The 20613-nt window shown below is 63.4% G+C and carries 15 protein-coding genes; 7 read left to right on the forward strand and 8 right to left on the reverse strand.

Annotation, left to right across the window (positions count from 1 at the left end; translation table 11 throughout):
• Positions 1-4: 4 nt before the first annotated feature.
• The 6 genes from U5768_RS01005 to U5768_RS01030 all read right to left on the reverse strand — a co-directional run bounded on the left by U5768_RS01005 (position 5) and on the right by U5768_RS01030 (position 11184).
• Positions 5-412: a DUF1801 domain-containing protein gene (locus U5768_RS01005; RefSeq protein ID WP_322028516.1), complete on the reverse strand. Its 408-nt coding sequence runs from the start codon at positions 410-412 to the stop codon at positions 5-7.
• A gap of 105 nt (positions 413-517) precedes the next feature.
• A complete protein-coding gene (locus U5768_RS01010; protein ID WP_322028517.1) occupies positions 518-3781 on the reverse strand; it encodes a CHAT domain-containing protein in 3264 nt (1087 codons plus the stop codon).
• 33 nt (positions 3782-3814) lie between these two features.
• Positions 3815-5443: a CHAT domain-containing protein gene (locus U5768_RS01015; protein WP_322028518.1), complete on the reverse strand. Its 1629-nt coding sequence runs from the start codon at positions 5441-5443 to the stop codon at positions 3815-3817.
• Positions 5440-7767 (reverse strand): GAF domain-containing protein, encoded by a 2328-nt coding sequence (locus U5768_RS01020; RefSeq protein ID WP_322028519.1) that lies wholly within the window; start codon positions 7765-7767, stop codon positions 5440-5442. The genes U5768_RS01015 and U5768_RS01020 overlap by 4 nt, the downstream gene beginning before the upstream one ends.
• Before the next feature lie 933 nt (positions 7768-8700).
• Positions 8701-10008, reverse strand: a complete 1308-nt coding sequence (locus U5768_RS01025; RefSeq protein WP_322028520.1) for an MFS transporter — start codon at positions 10006-10008, stop codon at positions 8701-8703.
• 93 nt (positions 10009-10101) lie between these two features.
• Entirely contained in the window at positions 10102-11184 is a 1083-nt protein-coding gene (locus U5768_RS01030) for a tartrate dehydrogenase (protein WP_322028521.1), read from the reverse strand.
• Positions 11185-11293: 109 nt separating this feature from the next.
• Here U5768_RS01030 and U5768_RS01035 point away from each other — a divergent pair, with 109 nt between their 5' ends.
• A complete protein-coding gene (locus U5768_RS01035; protein WP_322028522.1) occupies positions 11294-12232 on the forward strand; it encodes a LysR family transcriptional regulator in 939 nt (312 codons plus the stop codon).
• Positions 12233-12239: 7 nt separating this feature from the next.
• Here the strand turns inward: U5768_RS01035 and U5768_RS01040 are convergent, their stop codons facing one another.
• Positions 12240-13724, reverse strand: a complete 1485-nt coding sequence (locus U5768_RS01040; RefSeq protein WP_322028523.1) for a PLP-dependent aminotransferase family protein — start codon at positions 13722-13724, stop codon at positions 12240-12242.
• A 121-nt stretch (positions 13725-13845) separates the two neighbouring features.
• On the opposite strand from U5768_RS01040, the gene U5768_RS01045 reads away from it, so the two are divergent.
• The 6 genes from U5768_RS01045 (at position 13846) to U5768_RS01070 (ending at position 20000) form a co-directional block, all read left to right on the forward strand.
• Positions 13846-14484, forward strand: a complete 639-nt coding sequence (locus U5768_RS01045) for an FMN-binding negative transcriptional regulator (RefSeq protein ID WP_322028524.1) — start codon at positions 13846-13848, stop codon at positions 14482-14484.
• 20 nt (positions 14485-14504) lie between these two features.
• Positions 14505-14846, forward strand: coding sequence for a cupin domain-containing protein (locus tag U5768_RS01050; RefSeq protein WP_322028525.1), 342 nt, complete (start codon positions 14505-14507; stop codon positions 14844-14846).
• A 163-nt stretch (positions 14847-15009) separates the two neighbouring features.
• Entirely contained in the window at positions 15010-15930 is a 921-nt protein-coding gene (locus tag U5768_RS01055; protein WP_322028526.1) for an SMP-30/gluconolactonase/LRE family protein, read from the forward strand.
• The gene (locus tag U5768_RS01060) at positions 15927-17474 is read left to right on the forward strand and encodes an altronate dehydratase family protein (protein ID WP_322028527.1); all 1548 of its coding nucleotides are present in this window, start codon (positions 15927-15929) and stop codon (positions 17472-17474) included. The genes U5768_RS01055 and U5768_RS01060 overlap by 4 nt, the downstream gene beginning before the upstream one ends.
• 83 nt (positions 17475-17557) lie before the next feature.
• Positions 17558-18832, forward strand: coding sequence for an MFS transporter (locus U5768_RS01065; protein ID WP_322028528.1), 1275 nt, complete (start codon positions 17558-17560; stop codon positions 18830-18832).
• 49 nt (positions 18833-18881) lie between these two features.
• A complete protein-coding gene (locus U5768_RS01070) occupies positions 18882-20000 on the forward strand; it encodes a malate/lactate/ureidoglycolate dehydrogenase (protein ID WP_322028529.1) in 1119 nt (372 codons plus the stop codon).
• A gap of 28 nt (positions 20001-20028) precedes the next feature.
• Here U5768_RS01070 and U5768_RS01075 read toward each other — a convergent pair whose 3' ends face one another.
• The gene (locus U5768_RS01075; protein ID WP_322028530.1) at positions 20029-20442 is read right to left on the reverse strand and encodes a hypothetical protein; all 414 of its coding nucleotides are present in this window, start codon (positions 20440-20442) and stop codon (positions 20029-20031) included.
• Between the last annotated feature and the right edge of the window lie 171 nt (positions 20443-20613).

Raw genomic sequence — 20613 nt, forward strand, 5'->3', positions numbered from 1 at the left:
CGCGTCAGGCTGGTTTGCTGGCGCGCGGTTTCGCGGGGGCTTTTTGCTTCGCTTTGCCCTGATTGAATTCGATGGCCGCGCGAACGAGCGCCTTCAGTGCGCGTTTGTCGACCTTGTCACCTTCGAGAAAGTCGATGGCGCGCCGCGCGTTGCCGTCGAGCCCGGCGTTGAAAAGCTGGTGCGGGTCGGGCAGGCTCGCGCCATACAGGAACGTGAGCTTGACCTTGCCCTTGTGCGCATTGCCCACGGCGATCATGCCGTCGCGATACCACACGGGGCTGCCCATGTATTTCCACTCCTCGACGATCGCCGGGTCGGCTTCGAGAATGGCTTCGCGCACAGCGGCGAAAGTTTCGCGGCGCCAGTCGGTGAGTTCGGCGATTAGCTGTTCGATACGTTCCGATGGGGTCATGCGCGCTCCGTGCGTGGCGTGATGGTTTGTCGTCGAGCGATCAGGATCGTAATGTAGCATCCGGGTCATCCTCGACATGCGCGCAAACGGCCAGGGATGCGGGCTTTACGGCACAGCGGAGGACGTCCCCGTTTGTGACGCGTAAGCGATGACATGTGGTGGATTGACCACCGTATTGGCGTCGCAATGAACGGAATAAAGCAATCCTAATGGATTGTTGTGCTGCTCGAGGAATTCGCGTCGCAATTCCAGAAATGCGATGCCGAGTTCCTTGCCGCCAAGAAACTTCTCGAAGAATCGATGGGCCCATTCCATTGCAAACCAGGCAGGCGTATCGCATTCGGTTCCGATCACGCCGCGCGCGCCCTTGCTCATGAAATACGGAACAAAGCCGTCGTAGAACGTGGGTGACAATCGCGACGACTGGCATGCGTTGATGAAGACAAGCGGCTTTCCCGCAAGCTGGATATTGGCCGGGGCGTCGATGCGAAAATCTTCGAGCGTGATCGCCTTGTCGGTCAGGATGATGCTCGACGCGTCCGGACCGCCAGGCTCCATCAATCCGCACGAAACGGCGTGGCAGTAGAAGTAGACGATCTGGTCGGGCGTTTGCTCGTCGCCGAGCGCCTTGAGCAGATCCGCGCGTGTCAGGCGCGTCGTTACGGGAAGATTTGTCTTTTCCCAGAACGCCTGTTGCTGCCCTACGTAGCCTTCGACGAACTGCTCGTCTATCGCCTTGTTGAGGTTCACGCTGATCGCGAGTGCGGGTTTGTCGCTTTCGATTAGATGGGTCCAGACGTTCAGCAAGGGTTGGTAGGGAATTTGCTCGACGATGTGGCGCACGCCAAGAAACTGGTTCCAGTCGAGTTTCGCGCCTTCGCGTGCGTCGCCGAGATACAGCATCCCCCAGGGAATGGGAAGATGCTCGGCGAGAATCTGGATCTTCAGGGACGACGCGTCGTCCGCGCACAGGCTGCGCAGGAACGCACCTACGGCGCGCGAGTCCGGGCCCGCAGCAGGGCCTTCGAAAAGCTTGATCAGGAGGTTCGCGCCTGCGCGCGCCAGCGTACGCAGCGCCGCGTCAGACGACGCTTTGGGAATGTCGATGCGGGTTTGAAAGACGGGCTCTTTCCCCTCGGTCTGTTCGACCACTGCGAGCAGCGCTGCGCGAGCGGCGCCGATTGCCGCATCGAGGTACGCGGCGGAAATGGGCAATTGCGCGTGGCCTTGCACGGGGCCCCAAACGGTGCATCGGTAGCCTCCGTCGCGTGGCTCGATGGAGAGCCCCGCGGCGCGCGTTTGCAGAAGCGGCGCAGCGGACAGCGCGCGCCCGCGAGCCTGCACCTCGGTTGCGGCCAGATTTTGCGTGCCGACCATGAAGGTGAGATCCATCTGCTGGATGAAGTTGCCGTCGCGATGAATGGTCGCCTTGACGTGCGCGCGCCCGTTGCGGTACGGCGAGAGGTCGAAGCGCGCCTTCGTGTGGCTGCGTCCGGCGCGCGGCACGCGCATCTGGCTCACTCGCCCGGAGAGATCGAAGTCGTCGGTGTCGAGCTGCACCGTGAGTATCACGTCGTCGTCGCCCGCAGCCGCCAGGGCTTCGTCGCGCAGCGGGCTTGCCGCGACAGCATCCGCGCGGGCTGCGATGTCGACGTCGAAAGCCAGTTGGTACCACTTGCCCTGGAGTAATTGCGCCGACTCGTCGAGCCCTTCGAAACTCGCGTTGATCCAGCGCGAGGGCGCATCGGTGGCTGGCGCGACGAGAGGCGCGACCGGGCTGGTGCCCGTAGGCTCCGGCGCCGCACCGGTCGCTTCGGGTGCCGGACCGGACAACGTGCGGTGCGGCGCGGCCTGTGGGACTTCGGGGCCGCGCGTGGTCCCCGCACTTAGTAAGCGACGGCGCCAACGAGATTCTTCAGGGGTGGAAAACGAATCGCTGTTTTTTCCGTACGGAGCCCGGTTCGGTGGCGGCGGCGCAGTGGTGCCCAGCATGGCCTTGCCGATGGCGGCCGATACCGCGCTCCAGAACGCATGCGCGATTTCTGCATGTGCGATATCGCTGTGGGCGCCCGAAGGCGGTGCGCCGTTGCAGATGACATCGCTCGCATCGAGGTTGCAGACAGGCTGGCCCGGCAATCCGAATTCGACGTCGCCCGCGTTGATACGGAGGTCCGCAATGAGCGGGGCCCCCGGCGCGCCCTTCACACCCTGAATGCCGAATGCGCCGATACCGCCGTATTCGGGAAATATGGCGCCCAGTAATCGCTGGCGTTTGACGCGCGCGCCGATCGGGTAGAAGTCCCCCACCGCGTTGTCGTGCGACGAGCGCGTGGTGACGATCGGACCGCGCACCCGCCGCTCGGCGAGGATGCGGTGAAAGTAGCCTTTCGAGCCAGGCGAGAAGGGGACGTCGTTTGCATAGGACCAAAGCGAAAGCGCGCCTTGCACGAGGAAGAGCGAATCGACGGGGCGATACAGGGGCTCGCTGCCGTCGCGCGGCCCGGCGATCATGGCCGACACGGCGATGCAGCCAAAGCTGTGTCCCATGAGATGGACGCGAACGTCCGGCGCCGCGAGTTGCACCGCGTCGAGCAACCGGTGGGCGCCCGTTTCTCCGAACGCCCGTGCGCGGTCCTTCATCGTCCAGAACGACAATTGGCGCATGGGGGAGAGGAGCGCGTCCTTCAAATCGTTTGCAATGCCAAGCACTCGGGCCTCGGTCGTGTTGCCTTGTGCTGCGCTGGCGCGTGCGTGGTCGACAATCGCCTGCGGATCGAAACGGTCCTGGTCGAAACCCGGGCGGCCAATCGCGCCTTCGGCGCGCAAGCCCGCCTCGTTGAACAGCGTCGCATAAGCGTCGAGCATGCGCGATGTGAGTTGCGAAGACTTTGCCGCGTTTGCTTCCTCCAGAATGGTCTGGATGGCGCGCTTAGCCGCAGCCGTGTTCGCCGTGGCTGCTGCGATCTCGTCGATGGCGGCCGTCACGCCGCCAGTGTCCGGCGACAAGGCCCGCCGTGTCGCGCTGGATACAGGCAGGCGTTCATTGCCCCACGGCAGGCTCGGCCAATGCAGGCAAACGATCAACGGCACGAAATTCGGCGTGCGTTGACGGATACGATCGAGGTCAGCGGTGGCCGCTGCGGCGGCCGCGACCCAGCGGTCGTATTGCTCTAGTGCGGCGGGCACGTCGGACTTCCAGCCGTGGCAGGAAAAGAGGATGTCGGTAATGGCAGGTCGTGCGTGCTTCAATGCGTCGAGTACGGCGTCGCTCGCGAGGTTCTGACCGTCTTCCACGCATTCGTGACCTGCTCCGTCGAAAGAGACGAGGTGATACTGAACGGTGCTGCCCGGAACGTTGCGGATTGCCATGATGCGCTCCTCGTTGTTTTTCCCCGCTTGCGTTCAGTCGTTGACGATGGCGACAGCGGAGGCCCAGATAGGCAGGCCGTGATTCGAGTTCCGGACTCCGCGGCAGGCTCCGTAATAAGCCTCTGAAATCGACTTGTTATCGATAAGGTACGACCGGTAAAACTGCCTGAAATACTCGACGCACGCGCCGTCATCGACGGTCCAGCGAAAGCCGAGCACGGCCTGCGCTTTATTGCGCATGACTTCGATTGCGGTACGCAGGGACGAACCGCTGCACGAAGAAAGCAGCACTACGCGAATCCCGGCTTTACCGACCCAGTCGGCGACTTCGCGTATCGACACGCCTTTGCCGCGACCTTCGCCGTCGGGAAGAATCAGGAAGGTGCCGCCATTGTTGTCCAGGGTGATCGAATGTCCGGCGAAATGCAGGATATCGAACGGTTTTGATTTCACGAGCAAGCTGATCTTTTCCCTCAAGTCGTCACAGGTCTGATTCGGTTTGGGCGTGACAACGGTTACGCGTTCCAATGCATGCTTCCATTTCGTGGTCGCGAAGGCCTTGACCGCCGTTAGTTCGTCGGCGGTGTTCTTTAATTCGTCGAAGCCCGGCACCCATTGGACGGGGCCTCCGTTTTCCGGTTTGACTTCCGCGCCGCCCTTGAAACTCGCGTTGATGAAAAGCACGCGCAACGGGCGGTCGTGACGTTTGGGTTCGAGATTCGGCTGAAAGGGCCCGCACTTCTCCGCAGCTTGACTGAAGTGTATGCGGCGCGCCATCGGCACGCTGGTACAGAGGAAGTTGTCGTATTGGCCCGGTGGCCTCGCGAGTTCGAATGGCATTTCGAACAGACGGGCGCGTTCGTCAAGACTCACATTGATATCGAAGCGAATATCGACGGGTGTGCCATCGGGCATTTCGGTTTCGAAAAGCTTGACGATATGATGGCCGATCGTTCCCGTGATGAAAGCGTTGTAGACGTCATTGCCGAATTCACGAAAATCGGCCTGCCAGTCGCGACCGGTCGCCGCGTTCGACGACGGTGAATAGCCCTGAATGCGGGTGAGCAGGTGTTCGAGGTCCGGCAAGTTTCTGTATTCATAGTCCTCCTCGTCGCGAACATCGCTCCCATCCATCCGGTAGAAGTGAGCGGCGAAATCGCCGACTACTATGCCGATTCGCTGCCTGGATGGCTTGGGTCCGTTCACGGCGAGATCCAGTGCGCGGGAAAACGCCGCGTTGAAATCGTTTTCCGCGAGGCTCAGTGAAACGATATTCCTGCGTTTGCGCAGACGCAGGTCGAGGCCGTCCACGCGCCGCGACGTCAGTACGATAACGGGCACATGAGGAAGGTTGTCGGCCAGCCAGTCGAGTAGCTCGATGGCAGCGCCGCCGTTGCCTGCTGGGAGTCCGTCGCGTTCCTTCCGGACCATGGCATCGAGCACGATCAGTCCGAGCACCGCGCTTGCCGCCTTGACTCCGAAGATCTTTGCGTGTGCCTTGTCTGTCGATGTATATGTCGTGACCTGCATGCCGGAAAAAACTGCGGCGGCGGGGAACCGTGCGGCGTGTTCGCCGATGCTCTCGTGCGCATCTCCGATCAATTCGGCTTTCGCCATATCGTCGGTAATGAGCGCGATGCGATTTGGGTTTGTCGTGTTCATGGGTGGCCCCCTTCCCGCACGGGCAGCACGATATGGAAACCATTCCATTTCGGCACTGGCTCGTCATCGGCATCGGCAGTCTTGTGTGTTTCGAGCTTTCCGCCATGCTTCTCGACGATGACCTGGATCGCGTCCAGCGCAAGACTCGCGTCGGCGTGCGCGACGCGCACCGCTTTGCCCACCACGTCCTGAACCTGCTCGTGATTGTCGCTTTCACCCATCGGCGTCGTGCTGGCGAGAGAAAGATTCAAATCGACGGTGGATTTTCCGGCCCCTAGTGTGAGGGCGACCACGACCTTTCCATCGTCCGGGCTGACGCGAATCAGCCACGCGAGCAGCGAACGAATGACGAAGCGCAGCCGCTCCGCGTCGCCATTCACCCATACAGAAGATTTCTTTTTCGGCCGACCGATCACCTTCTGATCGCGCTGGGGAAGCGAATCGATTACGCGCGTCACGCAACTAAGGAGGTCGAGCGGCTCCTTCGATCTCACTGGATAGCGTCGTATGTCGACGCCTTCGGCAAGGCGCTCGAACGTAATGTCGGCCTTGCCGATTTCCGCGAGCAGCCGCCTGGAGAGTGTTTCGCCGCCCGTCACCAATGTCTGGACCTCACTGTTGCCGGGCAGTGCGCTTCCGAGGAACTTTGGCAACGCGCGGGCAAGGTTGCTCGCGAGGGCAAGCGGTGCGCGCGTTTGCTGTGCGACGTCGGCAACCGTCTCGCGCAGAAAGCGCATGTCCACCTCCCAGGTGCGGCCCTTGGTGTCGATCAGAAACCAGATTGCGGTATCGAAACTGCCATCCAGCACGCGTCGTGTGGCGAATACGGGGCGCACGCGTCCGTCTTCGCCCAGCAACTTGATATGCCGCTTTTCCGTCGAGCCCAGTCCTTGCAGGACGTCGGACGCACACGCGTCGTCTTTCGCGGCGTAGTCCTTGAGAAAGGGATATTCCGGACGATCCTTCTGGATACCTAACAGACGGCGTGCCGCCTTGTTCAGGTCGAATATCGCGCCATCCATGCCGACCACGACAACACCTTGCCGCGTTTCCAGCATGACGATCTTGCTGATTTCCTCTGTCGCGCGCTGGTTGAGCCCCTCCTGCAGCAAACTGGACAGTTCTTCGATGGATTGCAGGTCGAGCCCGTGAAAAGCGTGCGCCTCGTGCGTTTCGATATTGAGCATCCAGCGAATGCGTCCATTGAGCCATAGCGGGATCGTGATCGCGGAATGAATCCCCTTGCGGCCCAGATTGATGTAGTCGTATTGTTCGACGCCAGGCTCGCCGAGCTGATTGCACATGAGTTGCTTTTCTTCGCGCAGGCAGGCGCCCAGCATGCCGTGCGCGAACGGCTGTGTATAGCTTTCCGGAATTTCAAAGGCCTTCTTTTGCGAATTCTGATAAAGCAGCGTGAACAGCTCTTTTTGCCGGTCGAGGCGATAGAGCGAGACAGAGTCCCAGTGAAAGGCCGGCACGAGCCGATCGACGACTTCTTTGGCGACTTCGGGTAGCGACTTCGCTGTTGCCACCATGTGCTTAAGTTCGAGACCAAGCTCGCGCCGCTGATTTTTGATCTGCTCTTCAATGCGTATCAGTACCGGTTCCAGATCGAGATTACGCAGCAGTTCGACATCGCTCTGCGAATAGGCGCCTACTGTTTTCGAGCAAAACGAAAGCGCCGACGTCGGCCCCTTTTCGTTGCGGGCGATGAGCGTGGCGCAGGCGCGCATGCCGCGATCTTCGTACATGCGTCCCACCGCGCTTTTGGCGCCACGGCGGTAGCGTGTGGAGAATTCCCTGATATCTGCAATCGATGTTCTGCCCGCTTCAAGCCACGTTTTGACCTCCGGCGCGATGGGCAGCCACCGGTCCGACCATCTCAGATGGTCGCGGGGATACAGCGCGAACGCGCGAAAGAACTGCATGTCGTCCGCGTACAAGCCGAAGTTGACATGGTCGAAGTCGATGAGCCGTCCGACTTCGTCGAGAATAGCCTTGAGGCGCTCCTGCCATGTGCAGATGGAAGCGTTGCGAGCAATTCGTCCTATCTGCTCTCTCACGCGGTCCTCCAGCTTGAGTTCGATGACGGCCAGCACACCCAGCACCCGGCCGCTCGGCGCCAGGTCCGGAATCAGCAGCAACCGGGCGGATTCGCGCTCGCAATGCGTATATTCGGCAACGGAAACTTCCAGCGTCACCGGTGCGCGTTGACTGATGCACTCATCGAACCTTTCCTTGAGTCTGCCCGAAACGGTGGCACAGTTTTGGGGCGAGGTTTCGTCTGATTTATCGAGAAGCGAAAGCAGCGTCTTGCCAACCACCTGCTCGGGCGTGAGCGACAGTGCGCGATACGTGGCCTCGTTCGCGATGCGCACGACGCCGTCGATGCAAACGCGCATGACGGCGAGAGGGGCTTCGCCAAGGCGTTGGAGTTCGGCGCGCCTGAGCGGTGCGCCGTCGGCAAGCAGCAGCACCTGCTCTCCGGTTTCCGGCGATTCGTAGACCGTGTGCAGCCAGGCCGGCACCAGTGCGCCGCCGTTGCTGTAATACAGGACTTCTACGGGGACAGCCGCGGCGCCGCTCTCGCCGGGTTCGTCGCGCGGGGAGGTATCGAAACGAAATAGCTCCGCAAGCGCTCGACCGGCGGCTGCAGGCGCGAGTTTCTCGAATGCGGAATTCGCCTGCGAGACAATGCCCGAGCGATCGACCAGCACGCAAGGGCTGGCGGAAGCGAGCAGCCCGTTCATGAAAGATGCGCTCGCCGAAGCGATCGTATCGACGGTGCCGAGACACGGTTCGCTGCTCATAGTCCCTCCGTGTGGCCATGCGAAGGTCACGCCGATGAAAGCCCGTGCTACGCGTTTTCTGTATGCACGATCGCGAGCGGGATTGAAGACGCATTCAGCCGCAGAATGTCTGTTATCGTGCTTGCGCGTGAATTACTTTGCAATCCTTAATCGAAGACCCAAATAGATTATTGAGTATCGAGTTCGGGGGATTTTTATGCGCTGCGTTTTTCGTCCCGCGTTAAAGAATCGTAGAACATTCTTCTATAAAAATCAGAGGAGGTTTTGAGCGAATCCGCACATACGGCATGAGTTAAGCGGGGGCTTGAGAGGGCAATTCAATGCGCTTGAACAGGCTGATTAACCGGGATATGCCAACACATGTCTCTTGATGATACGAACGTTTGCATAGATCGCTGGCGGCCCACGCCGGAAGGAAGCGCGCATGTCGCGCGCGCCCCGCTCCCCTCAATGATCGTGCCTCACCTGCGCCATCACGGGCCGGCTCGCCTTGCGGCTCAGCATCAACGTCACCACCGCGGAAAGCGCGAGCGTCGCGCCGACCACGTACAAGCCCGCGGCATAACCTCCCGTCTGCATCTTGAGCCAGCCGATCACGGCAGGCCCCACAAAGCCGCCGAGATTTCCGATCGAATTGATCATGGCGATGCCCGCAGCCGCGCCGGCGCCGGAGAGAAACATGCTGGGCATGGCCCACAGCGGCGCCTTCGCGGCGCTGATGCCGATATTCACCACCACGAGCGCCAGCACGATCATCAACGCGGTGCTCGCCTGACCGGCGAATACGAAGCCCGCGCATGCAAGCACGCAAGGGACCACGACGTGCCACGTGCGCTCCGCCGTGCGATCGGAGTGCCGCGCCCAGAGAATCATGACGATGACGGCCACGATGCTCGGAATGGCATTGAGCAGTCCGGTTTCGAGCGAACTGAATCCATATTGCCGTATGATGAGCGGCGCCCACAGTCCCAGCGTGTAAAGGCCCGCCGAGGTGCCGAAGTAGATCAGCGCGAGCGCCAGCACGCGCGGGTCGCGCAGAGCGCTCAGCGCGCCTGCCGTGTGGCCCGTATGGCTCTCGCGCGCCCGTGCCTCATCGGCTAGTTTCGCCACGAGCCAGTCACGTTCTTGCGGCTTCAGCCAGCGCGCTTTGGCCGGCGTATCGGTGAGAACCTTCAGGACAACGAAACCCAGCAGCACGGCGGGCACCGCTTCGATCACGTACAGCAGTTGCCAGTTGGCGAGACCGAACATGGGCGGCAATTGCATGAGCGCGCCCGAAATCGGCGAGCCGAGCGCGGTGGAGATCGGCGCGGCCGCCATGAACCATGCGGCCGCCGCCGCGCGTTGCCTCGCCGGAAACCAGAGGCTGAGATAGAGGATGATGCCGGGGAAAAAGCCCGCTTCCGCGACGCCCAGCAAGAAGCGCAGCGCATAGAAGCTCGTGGGTCCGGTCACGAACGCTGAGGCCGCCGAAACGATGCCCCACGTGATCATGACGCGCGCGATCCAGATGCGCGCGCCCACGCGGTGCAAGACAAGATTCGACGGCACCTCGAACAGAAAGTAGCCGATGAAGAAGAGGCCGCCGCCCAGTCCGAACGCCGCGGGCGAAAGGCCAATGGCCTTGTTCATCGTCATTGCCGCGAAGCCCACATTGACCCGGTCGAGAAAGCTCACGAAATAGAGCAGCATGACGAACGGGATAATGCGCCACATGAGTTTGCGCGTGACAATTACTTCGGTATCCGAATTCATGGAGATGTCTCCTCCCTGGAGGTTTGGCGCGGGCGCGCGAATATTTTTTGTGTCGCGCCCTCGTATCCGCGGTACTCGACGATGCGTACGCGCTCAAGCCGCGACGGCCGCCTTCTCGACGAGTTCGCAAACGGCCTTCGTGACCTGCGCCGTGGTCGCGTTGCCGCCAAGGTCGCCGGTGTGCAGCGCGGGATTGGCCGTCACGGTTTCGATGGCCTGCATCACATGTGCGGCGGCTTCGGTCTCGCCGAGGTGTTCGAGCAGCATCACGACCGACCAGAACGTGCCGACCGGATTGGCGAGCCCCTTGCCCATGATGTCGAAGGCCGAGCCGTGGATCGGCTCGAACATCGACGGATAACGGCGCTCGGGGTCGATGTTGCCCGTAGGCGCAATGCCGAGGCTCCCCGCGAGTGCGGCGGCCAGGTCGCTGAGAATGTCGGCGTGCAGGTTGGTCGCAACGATCGTGTCGAGCGAGGCGGGGCGGTTGACCATACGCGCCGTGGCGGCGTCCACGAGTTCCTTGTCCCATTTCACGTCCGCGAACTCTTTCGACACTTGCTGCGCGATCTCGTCCCACATGACCATGGCGTGGCGCTGCGCGTTGCTCTTGGTGATGACGGTGAGCAGCTTGCGGGGCCGCGATTGTGCAAGCCGGAACGCAAAGCGCAGGATGCGTTCGACGCCGGCGCGCGTGAGGATCGAAACATCGGTCGCAGCTTCGAGCGGATGGCCCTGATGCACGCGGCCGCCTACGCCCGAATATTCGCCTTCGGAGTTTTCGCGCACGATCACCCAGTTCAGGTCCTCCGGCTTGCAGCGCTTCAAGGGCGCGTCGATGCCGGGCAGGATGCGCGTGGGGCGCACGTTCGCGTACTGATCGAGTCCCTGGCAGATCTTCAGGCGCAGGCCCCAGAGCGTGATGTGGTCGGGCACCTCGGGGTCGCCCGCGGAGCCGAACAGAATGGCGTCCTTGTCGCGAATGGCGTCGAGGCCGTCGGCGGGCATCATCACGCCGTGCTGGCGGTAATAGTCGGCGCCCCAGTCGAAGTTTTCGAACTCGAACGCGAAGCGTTGCGTGGTTTTGGCAAGCGCCTCCAGCACCTGCTTGCCCGCGGGCACGACTTCCTTGCCGATGCCGTCGCCGGGAATGGTTGCGATGCGATAGGTCTTCATGTCTCCTTCCTTGTGAATGTGCCGGGATGGATTCACTTTACCGAACTGCCGGTTCAAAAACCGGTGCTAGACTCAAAGCATCCTTAACCTGAATTCACAAGTGGCGACCGTGGCCGACACCGTTCAACCCGCCGATCTGGGCTTTTTCTCCACGCTGGCTTCGTCGGGCAGCCTGAGCGCCGCCGCGCGCGAACTGGGCCTCACGCCCGCTGCCGTGAGCAAGCGGCTCGCGCAGATGGAGGAACGCGCCGGCGTGCCGCTCGTGAACCGCACGACCCGCCGCATGATGCTCACGCCCGAAGGCGAGGTGTACCTGGAGCATGCGCGGCGCATTCTCGACGAGATCGACGAACTGGGCGAGCTGCTGGGCGGCTCGAAAAAGCATCCCAAGGGCTTGTTGCGCGTGAACGCGACGCTGGGCTTTGGGCGCAGCCATATCGGACCGGCGCTTTCGCGTTTCGTCGTGCAGTACCCGCAGGTTGCCGTGCAGCTTCAGCTTTCGGTCATGCCGCCGCCGCTCACCGAAGATTCATACGATGTCTGCATTCGCTTTGGCGAGCCGCCGGATACGCGCGTGATCGCGCGGCGTCTCGCGGCGAACCGCCGATTGCTGTGCGCCTCGCCCGCGTATCTCGCGAGCCGGGGCTGGCCCGCCACGCCGCACGACCTTGCAAAGCACAACTGCATCAGCATTCGCCAGGGCGACGAAGCGTATGGAGTGTGGCGGCTTTCGAACGAGCGCGGCAATGCGCGCAAATCCGAAGCAATCCGCATCAATGGCAATCTCACGACCAACGACGGCGAGATCGCCGTGAAGTGGGCGCTGGACGGGCACGGCATTCTGATGCGCGCGGAATGGGACATCAACGAATATCTGGCGGATGGGCGGCTCGTGGTCGTGCTGCCCGAGTATGAAACGCCGGGCGCGGACATCTATGCCGTGTATGCGCAGCGGCACCAGCTTTCCACGCGCATTCGGGCGTTTGTCGATTTCCTCGCGATCGAATTGGGTAAAGCCCGCAGATATCCAGTACCCCAAAATAATTGATCGGGTTTCATTTCGCCGCCGCGCGAATCACAGCCGCGAGACGATGCGCGGCCTCTTTCATTTGAGTGCCGCTAAAGCCGCCGAAGCCCAGGATCAGCCCGGGACGCGCGGTGCCCGCGGCGAACATCGGCGACGCCGCGCGCACGGCGACGCCCTTGTCGGCAGCGAACCGGACCACCAGGCGATCGTCGAGTCCCGCTGCGAGCCATAGCACGAGATGCATGCCTTGATCGCCGGGCTCGATCCACGCGAGATGCCGGGGCAGCAGCGCTTCGAGCGTCCCGATCAGGCTGAGCCGTTGCTCCGCATACACGTTGCGGACCTTGCGGACGTGACGCTCCAGGTGCCCCTCGGTCATGAAGGCGGCGAGCACGTGTTGATCGGCGGTCGGCGGGTGGCGGTCCACAAGCACGCGCGCGCCGCAGAATGCATCGACGAGATTGGGCGGCACGACGACATAACCCAGCCGCAGCGACGGGAAGAGGATCTTGCTGAAAGTGCCGAGATACACCACGCGGTCGGGCGCGAGTCCTTGCAGCGCCGGAAACGGATAGCCCTCGTAGCGCAGTTCGCTGTCGTAGTCGTCCTCGACGACCCACGCATGCGCCGATCGCGCCCACGCGAGCAACGCCGCGCGCCGCGCCATGCTCAGCGGCATGCCGAGCGGATATTGATGCGACGGCGTAACGAACGCCACGCGCGCCTTCGGCGCCATGCGAACGCCGGCTTCCACGTCGAGCCCTTCTGCGTCCACGGGCACGCGGACCATGGCGTCGCGGTAGGGCATGCTTTCGAGTATGGCCGTGACGCCACGGTAGGCGGGGTTCTCGACCCATGCCTGGTCGCGCGGCCCCAGCAGCACCTGGCTTGCGAGAAAGAGCCCCTGCTGGGTGCCGCTCGTCACGATGATCTGATCGGCTTCGCAGCGCACCGATCGCGACTTGCGCACATAATCGGCAATGGCTTCGCGCAGCGCGAGCGCGCCTTGTGGATCGGCATAACCCGTAGGCGACGCCGGGCCTCGCGCGCGCAAGCGGTTGCCGAGCCGCCGCCAGACCTCGCCGGGCGCGGTCATGCCCGTCGGCACCGAAATGGCGAACGGCACCGGAGGAAGCGGCTTGAACTCGCGTCCGATTCTGGCGAACGCTTCGGCGCGTTCGGGCAGCCCGGCTTGCGCCGCGTGCCGCGACGTCGCGCGGGGCTCGCGCGCGGGCCGTTCCGCCAGCGCATGCGCCACGCGCGTACCGGCGCCCGCTTTCGACTCCAGAAATCCTTCAGCGATGAGTTGTTCGTACGCCTCGACCACGGTGCCGCGCGCAACCCGCAGCGAAGCGGCCAGCGCGCGCGTGGAGGGCAATGCATCGGCGGGCCGCAGATCGCCTTTGCGCACGGCTTCGCGCAGCGCCTCGGCCACCTGGCGGCTCAGATTGCCGGCCTCGCGGTCGAGCGCGCCGAACGATGGCATTTCGGCAGCCTGCGCTGTTCTCGGCATGATTCTGGTTCACTGAAATCGCAACAAAGTGGACCTATAGAATAAACCACTTTTGAGGCACACTCGGGCTGTCGCAGTCCAGGTCACGCTATCCAGTCACTTTACGAGCAGGGATACACGCATGTACGTACCAGCCCATTTCGCCGAAAACCGCAAGGACGTCCTGCACGATTGCATCGCCCAACATCCGTTCGGCACCTTGGTCACGCACGGGCAAAGCGGGCTCGATGCCAATCACATTCCCTTTGAACTCGCAGCGGGCGAAGGCGAACTGGGCGTATTGCGCGCGCACGTTGCGCGGGCCAATCCGGTGTGGCAGGACGTGGTGAACGGCGACGAGGTGCTCGTGATCTTCCGCGCCGGCGACGCATATATCTCGCCGAACTGGTATCCGAGCAAGCACGAGGCGCACAAGCAGGTGCCGACGTGGAATTACATCGTCGTGCATGCTCATGGGCGCATCAGGATTCTCGACGACGAGCGCTACGTGCGCGGCGTGATCGGCCGCCTCACGCGCACGCACGAGGCCACGCAGCCCAAGCCCTGGAAGATGGCCGACGCGCCCAGGGACTACATAGATACGCTCGCGAAGGCGATTGTCGGCGTGGAGATCGAGATTACGCGTCTGGTGGGCAAGAGCAAGCTCAGCCAGAACAAGGAGGAGCGCGATATTCGCGGCGCGGGCGAAGCGCTCAAATCAAACGGCGAGGTGAGCATTAGCGACGCCATGCTTGCTGCCGCCGACGCGAAGACGCAATAGCGCGCCATAAAGGGTTCGTCATGGCAAACGACTCAGGCTTTTCATTCGTCGATTCCGCGAGCATGCCATGGGTGCCCTCACGCTACGCTCAGGGCGTGGAGATCAAGAACCTCGGTAAGGCGGATGGCCGCGCCATGCAACTGGTGCGGTTCGCTGCGGGCGCAACGTTTCCCTTGCACCGCCATACCGGGCCGGAGTTCATCTACGTGCTCGAAGGCGAGGCCGTGCAAAACGGCCGGCGGCTGGCAGCGGGCTATGCGGGTGTCGCGGCGCGCGGCACCGTCGAAGTGGATTTCCGTAGCGATACGGGCTGCCTCTTCCTGCTCGCCTACGATCTGGACCAGGCTTTCGACAAAAGCTGACTGCCGCGCACGTTCGCGGGTAAACGCGGGTAAACCACATTCCAGGCGCTCGAAGAAAATCTTCACAGGCCTATTCAACTAGTATTTAATAAACCGGCGCGGCAGTGAGCGACGGGTCACGCGCGTCGCCGTGACCTGACCCTGACGGTACGAGGCCGGAACGATGAATCCCCACGAATACGAAATCCACGATGCGCGCTTTCGCCTGCTGTTGCAGCCCAACGCGCACTTCGAGAAGCTCGCGGGCGGCTGCATGTGGGCCGAAGGTCCGGTGTGGTTCCCCGCCGGCGACTTTCTTGTCTGGAGCGACATCCCCAATAACCGGATGATGCGCTGGGTGCCCGGCATCGGCACGGGCGTGTTCCGCGCGAACGCGAATTTCAGCAACGGCAACACGCTCGACCGCGAATGCCGGCTCGTCACGTGCGAGCACGGCACGCGCCGCGTCACGCGCACCGAGCACGATGGGCGCATCACCGTCATCGCCGATCGCTTCGAAGGGCATCGGCTGAATTCGCCCAACGACGTGGTCGTGCATTCGGACGGCTCGATCTGGTTCACCGATCCCGACTACGGCATTCTCGGCGACTACGAGGGCTTTCGCGCACCGAGCGAGATCGGCGCTTGCCATGTGTATCGCGTGGCGCCCGGGACAGGCGCGGTGCGGCGCATGGCCGACGACTTCGCGAAGCCCAACGGCCTCGCGTTTTCGCCCGATGAATCGCGGCTCTATGTGGCCGACTCGGGCGCTTCGCATATCGAGAACGGCCCGCATCACATCCGCGTATTCGACGTGGACGCGCAAGGCCACCTGCACAATGGCCGCCTGTTCGCGGACGTAACGCCGGGCGTGCCCGACGGCATGCGCGTGGACGAGCACGGCAACGTCTGGACGAGCGCGGGAGACGGCATCCACTGCTATGCGCCCGATGGCACGCTGCTCGGCAAGATTCTCGTGCCGGAAACGGTCGCGAATCTCGTGTTCGGCGGCCCGAATCGCAATCGCCTGTTCATTGCAGCCAGCACGTCGCTTTACTCGCTTTATGTCGGCGTGCGCGGCGCTTTCCAGGGAGACCGGCTATGACACTTCTCGACCCGGCCAAGCTTTCGGCCGCCCTCATTCTTCTCGACCGGCGCGATGACGTTGCCATCGCGCGCGGGCAGTTGATGCCAGGCTCGACGCTCTACGGCGACCACACGGTTGCGGGCATGATTCCGCCTGGCCACAAGGTGGCGCTGCGCGACATCGGGCAAGGCGAACCGGTGCGCCGCTACGGGCAGATCATCGGCTTCGCGAGCCGGCCCATCCGTCGCGGCGAACACGTACATACGCAGAATCTCTCGATGGGCGACTTCGAGCGCGACTACGCATTCGGCGTGGACGCGCACGAAACGCCTGCCGCCGCGCAGCCCGCGACGTTTCTCGGCATACGGCGCGCCGATGGCCGCGTCGCCACGCGCAATTACATAGGCATCCTGACCTCTGTGAACTGTTCGGCCACGGTGGCGCGTGCGATTGCCGATCACTTTCGCCGCGATATTCACCCGGAAGCGCTGGAGCCGTTTCCCAACGTGGATGGCGTGGTGGCGCTCACGCACGGCGAAGGCTGCGCGCTCGCGGCAGAAGGCGAGCCGATCACGGTATTGCGCCGCACGCTCGCCGGCTATGCGCGGCACGCCAACTTCTACGCAGTGCTGATCGTTGGTCTCGGCTGCGAGACGAACCAGATCGACGGTCTCGTGGAAGCGGAGCACCTGGAGCGCGGGGCGCGCCTTTCGACCATGACGATCCAGCAGACGGGCGGCACCGCGCGCACGGTGGCAGCGGGCATCGAGCAGGTGCGCGCGCTGCTGGCCGACGCGAATCGCGTGACGCGCGAGCCGGTGGAGGCGCGGCACCTGATGGTCGGCTTGCAGTGCGGCGGCTCGGACGGCTACTCCGGCATTTCCGCGAACCCGGCGCTGGGCGCCGCCGTGGACAGACTGGTCGCGCACGGCGGCACGGCGATCCTCTCCGAAACGCCCGAAATCTACGGCGCCGAGCACTTGCTCACGCGGCGCGCGGCGTCGCGCGAGGTAGGCGAAAAACTAGTGGCGCGCATCCGCTGGTGGGAAGCGTATTGCGCGCGCATGGAAGCGAACATGAACAACAATCCGTCCGCCGGCAACAAGGCGGGCGGCCTCACGACAATTCTCGAAAAATCGCTGGGCGCGGTGGCGAAAGGCGGCACCACGCGGCTCGTCGAAACCTACGAATACGCGCAGCCCGTGCGCGCGCAGGGGCTCGTGTTCATGGACACGCCTGGCTACGATCCGGTGTCCGCCACGGGTCAGGTGGCGGGGGGCGCCAACCTCATCTGCTTCACGACGGGCCGCGGCTCCGCTTACGGCTGCGCGCCGTCGCCGTCGCTCAAGTTCGGCACGAACAGCGCGCTATGGCGACGCCAGGAAGAAGACATCGACCTGAACTGCGGCCGCATTCTGGATGGCGAGCAAAGCGTGGACGAGACGGGCGCCGCGATCTTCGAGCTGATGCTCGCGACGGCCTCGGGGCAGCGCACCAAAAGCGAACTGCACGGCTATGGCCAGAACGAATTCGTGCCGTGGCATCTGGGGGCGGTCATGTAGAGCGGGCGACGTTCGAACCGGCGCCGCTACTCGATGGAGAACTCGATGGAGACACGACGCCACATTCAGAAGGAGTGCTTTCCATGAAGGAAAAATCGCGCTGGCTGGTCATATTCTTCTGTTTTCTGGCAATTGCAGTGAACTACATCGACCGCGCCAATCTCGCGGTCGCCGCACCTCACATCATGAAGGACCTGGGCATTGGTCCGGCCGCCATGGGGCTGCTGCTAAGCGGCTTCTTCTGGACTTACGCCGTGATGCAACTGCCCTACGGCTGGTTCGTCGATCGCGCCGGCGCGCGTATCGCGTTGCCGTTCGCGGTGGGTTGGTGGTCGGTGTTCACCGCGGCTACCGCGGTAGCAGGCAGTTTCGCCGCGATGTTCGGCTGCCGGCTCATGCTCGGCGCGGGCGAGGCGGGGGCGTATCCGTCGTGCGCGAAACTCGTTAGCCAGTGGTTCTCCCGCGAAGAACGCGCGCTCGCCACGAGCATTTTCGACAGCGGATCGCGCGTGGGCTCCGCGCTGTCGCTGCCGCTCGTTGCCGCGATCATGGCCGCGTGGGGCTGGAAAGCTTCGTTTGTGATTACCGGTGCGCTCGGTCTCGTGTGGGTCGTGGGCTGGATCGCGCTGTATCGCGAACCCGAGGCGCGCGCCGCACTTGACCAGCCGCGCGCGCCCGCTCCGGCGGCCGCCTCGATACGCTGGAGCGGGTTGTTCCGCTACCGCACCGTGTGGGGCATGATGCTGGGCTTCTTCTGCCTGAACTTCGTCATCTACTTCTTCATTACGTGGTTCCCGAGCTATCTCGTGGAGGCGCGGGGCTTCTCGCTCAAGTCGCTCGGTACGCTGGGCACCTTGCCCGCCATCGCCTCGATACCGGGCGGCTGGCTGGGCGGCTGGCTTTCGGATGCGCTCGTGAAGCGCGGCTGGAGCCTGACGGCCGCGCGCAAGACATGCATTGTCGGCGGTATGCTGCTTTCTTCGGTCATCACGCTCACCAGCGTTGTTCAGGATGTCTACGCAATGCTGGCACTCTTCGCGATTGCGTATGGAAGCCTCGCGGCCGCGGCGGCCAGCATCTGGTCGCTGCCCGCCGACATCGCGCCCACGCCGAAGCATGTCGCCTCGCTGGCGGGCATCCAGAACTTCGCGTCGAATCTCGCGGGCATCGCACTGACGACGTTTACCGGCGTGATGCTGCAACTCACGCGCGGATCCTTCACGATCCCGCTCGTCGTCGCCGGCGGCTTTTGCGTGCTCGGCGCGGTGAGCTATCTTGTGATAGTCGGACGCGTCGAGCCGCTGCAAGCGCCCGATGCGATCGGCGTCGACGAATCGGCTTACGCGCCGCGCACGTAAGCATGCCTAAGCGTCATCATTTGTTTTGCTGCCATACAGGGTCACGTACATGTCGAATGCCACTGCTGCAAAAGGTTCGGAAGTCGTTGTCGACGCTCGCGCGCTGCATGCCTTCGTTGTCGCCATCTGGCGCGCGGCGGGCAGCGAAGCGCGCGAGGCGACGCTGGTCGCCGACCATCTCGTCGAAGCGAATCTCGCCGGTCACGATTCGCATGGAGTAGGCATGATTCCGCGCTACATGCTGTCGTGCCGCGAAGGCGAACTCAAGCTGAATGCGCATGCGCAGATTGTGCGCGACGCGGGCGCGGTGCTCACGATCGAAGCCGGCCGGGGCTTTGGGCAGGTCACGGCGTTCGAAGCGATGGAGCACGGCATCGAGCGCGCGAAGTCGCTCGGCGTGTGCGCGCTCGGCCTGCGCAACGCGCATCACATCGGACGCATCGGGCATTGGGCCGAGCAATGCGCGCGCGCCGGGCTCGTGTCGTTCCACTTCGTCAACGTCGCGGGCGATCCGCTCGTCGCGCCATTCGGCGGCATCGACCGGCGCTTCGGCACGAACCCGTTTTGCGCGGCGTTTCCGCTCGAAGGGCGCTCGCCGCTGGTGCTCGACTTCGCCACGAGCGCGATAGCCGCGGGCAAGGTGCGCGTGGCCTACAACAAAGGCGTGGACGTGCCCGCCGACGCGCTGATCGACAGCGACGGACGCCCCACGCGCGACCCCGGCGCGCTCTTCAGCGATACGCAGCATGGCGCGCTGCGCGCGTTCGGCGGCGCGGTGGCGGGGCACAAGGGATCGGGGCTCGCCGCGATGTGCGAGATTCTGGCGGGCGCGCTCTCGGGCGGCTTCACGACGCGCGAGGAAACCATCGTCTCCACGCATGCCATCGTCAATTGCATGATGTCGGTGATCGTCGATCCGGCGGCGTTCGACGCGCCTTCGCGCGAGCACGAAGCGTTCGCGTTCGTCGAATGGCTAAAGGCCACGCGGCGCGCGGCGGGTGTCGATGAAATCCTGCTGCCCGGCGAGCGCGAGAACGCGACGCGGCGCGCGCGCGAGGCGCACGGCATTCCCGTGGATGCGACGAGTTGGGCGCAGATTGTCGACGCCGCGCGCATGGCGGGCGTGCCCGACGAGCAAATCGCGGCGTGCGGGCGCGGCGCAAGCTGAGAATGCGGCGGCGCTAATTACGCGCTGGTCACTCCTCGCACTTCACCTCGTTTTTGGGCGCGACGATGATCACCGGATAGGTTCCGCGATCGAGTTCCACGCGCACGACGATGGCGGTAGTGGCAGGGTCGCTATCGTCGTACACGCTCACTTTCTCGTTCTTCAATAGCGTGACGCCGACGCAGCCGGACGCGTGGCTGTCGTCGTCAGCGATCTTGCATTGAATTTCGTTGTCCTTGAGATAGCGGATGCGGTCGCGCTCCGGCGTGGCCAGATAGTCGCGCACGCCCGCAGCCGAGCCGGCCACGCCCGTTACGTAACCGATTGCGCAATCGCGCTTCGAATTCGTGTCGCCCGAGGACGTTTGGGCGAGTGCGGAAGGCGCGGTTAGCGCGATGGCCACGATGCCGGCGAGGGCGGACGAAAGGGTAAGGCACTTCATGAGTGTTCATTGGCCGCAAAAGGGGAATGGGCGATTTTAACGCGGGCGTCCGTTCGGCCGCCGACTCTGGATGTGGTTATCATGTGAATAGATATGCGCATGAGCATGCGCGCGGAGGATTCGAATGGCACAGGGAGTAACTGGCGGCCCACCCGGGTCGTCGCGCCGCTG

It is taken from the genome of Paraburkholderia sp. J76 (assembly GCF_905220295.1).
Taxonomy (GTDB): Bacteria; Pseudomonadota; Gammaproteobacteria; order Burkholderiales; family Burkholderiaceae; genus Paraburkholderia.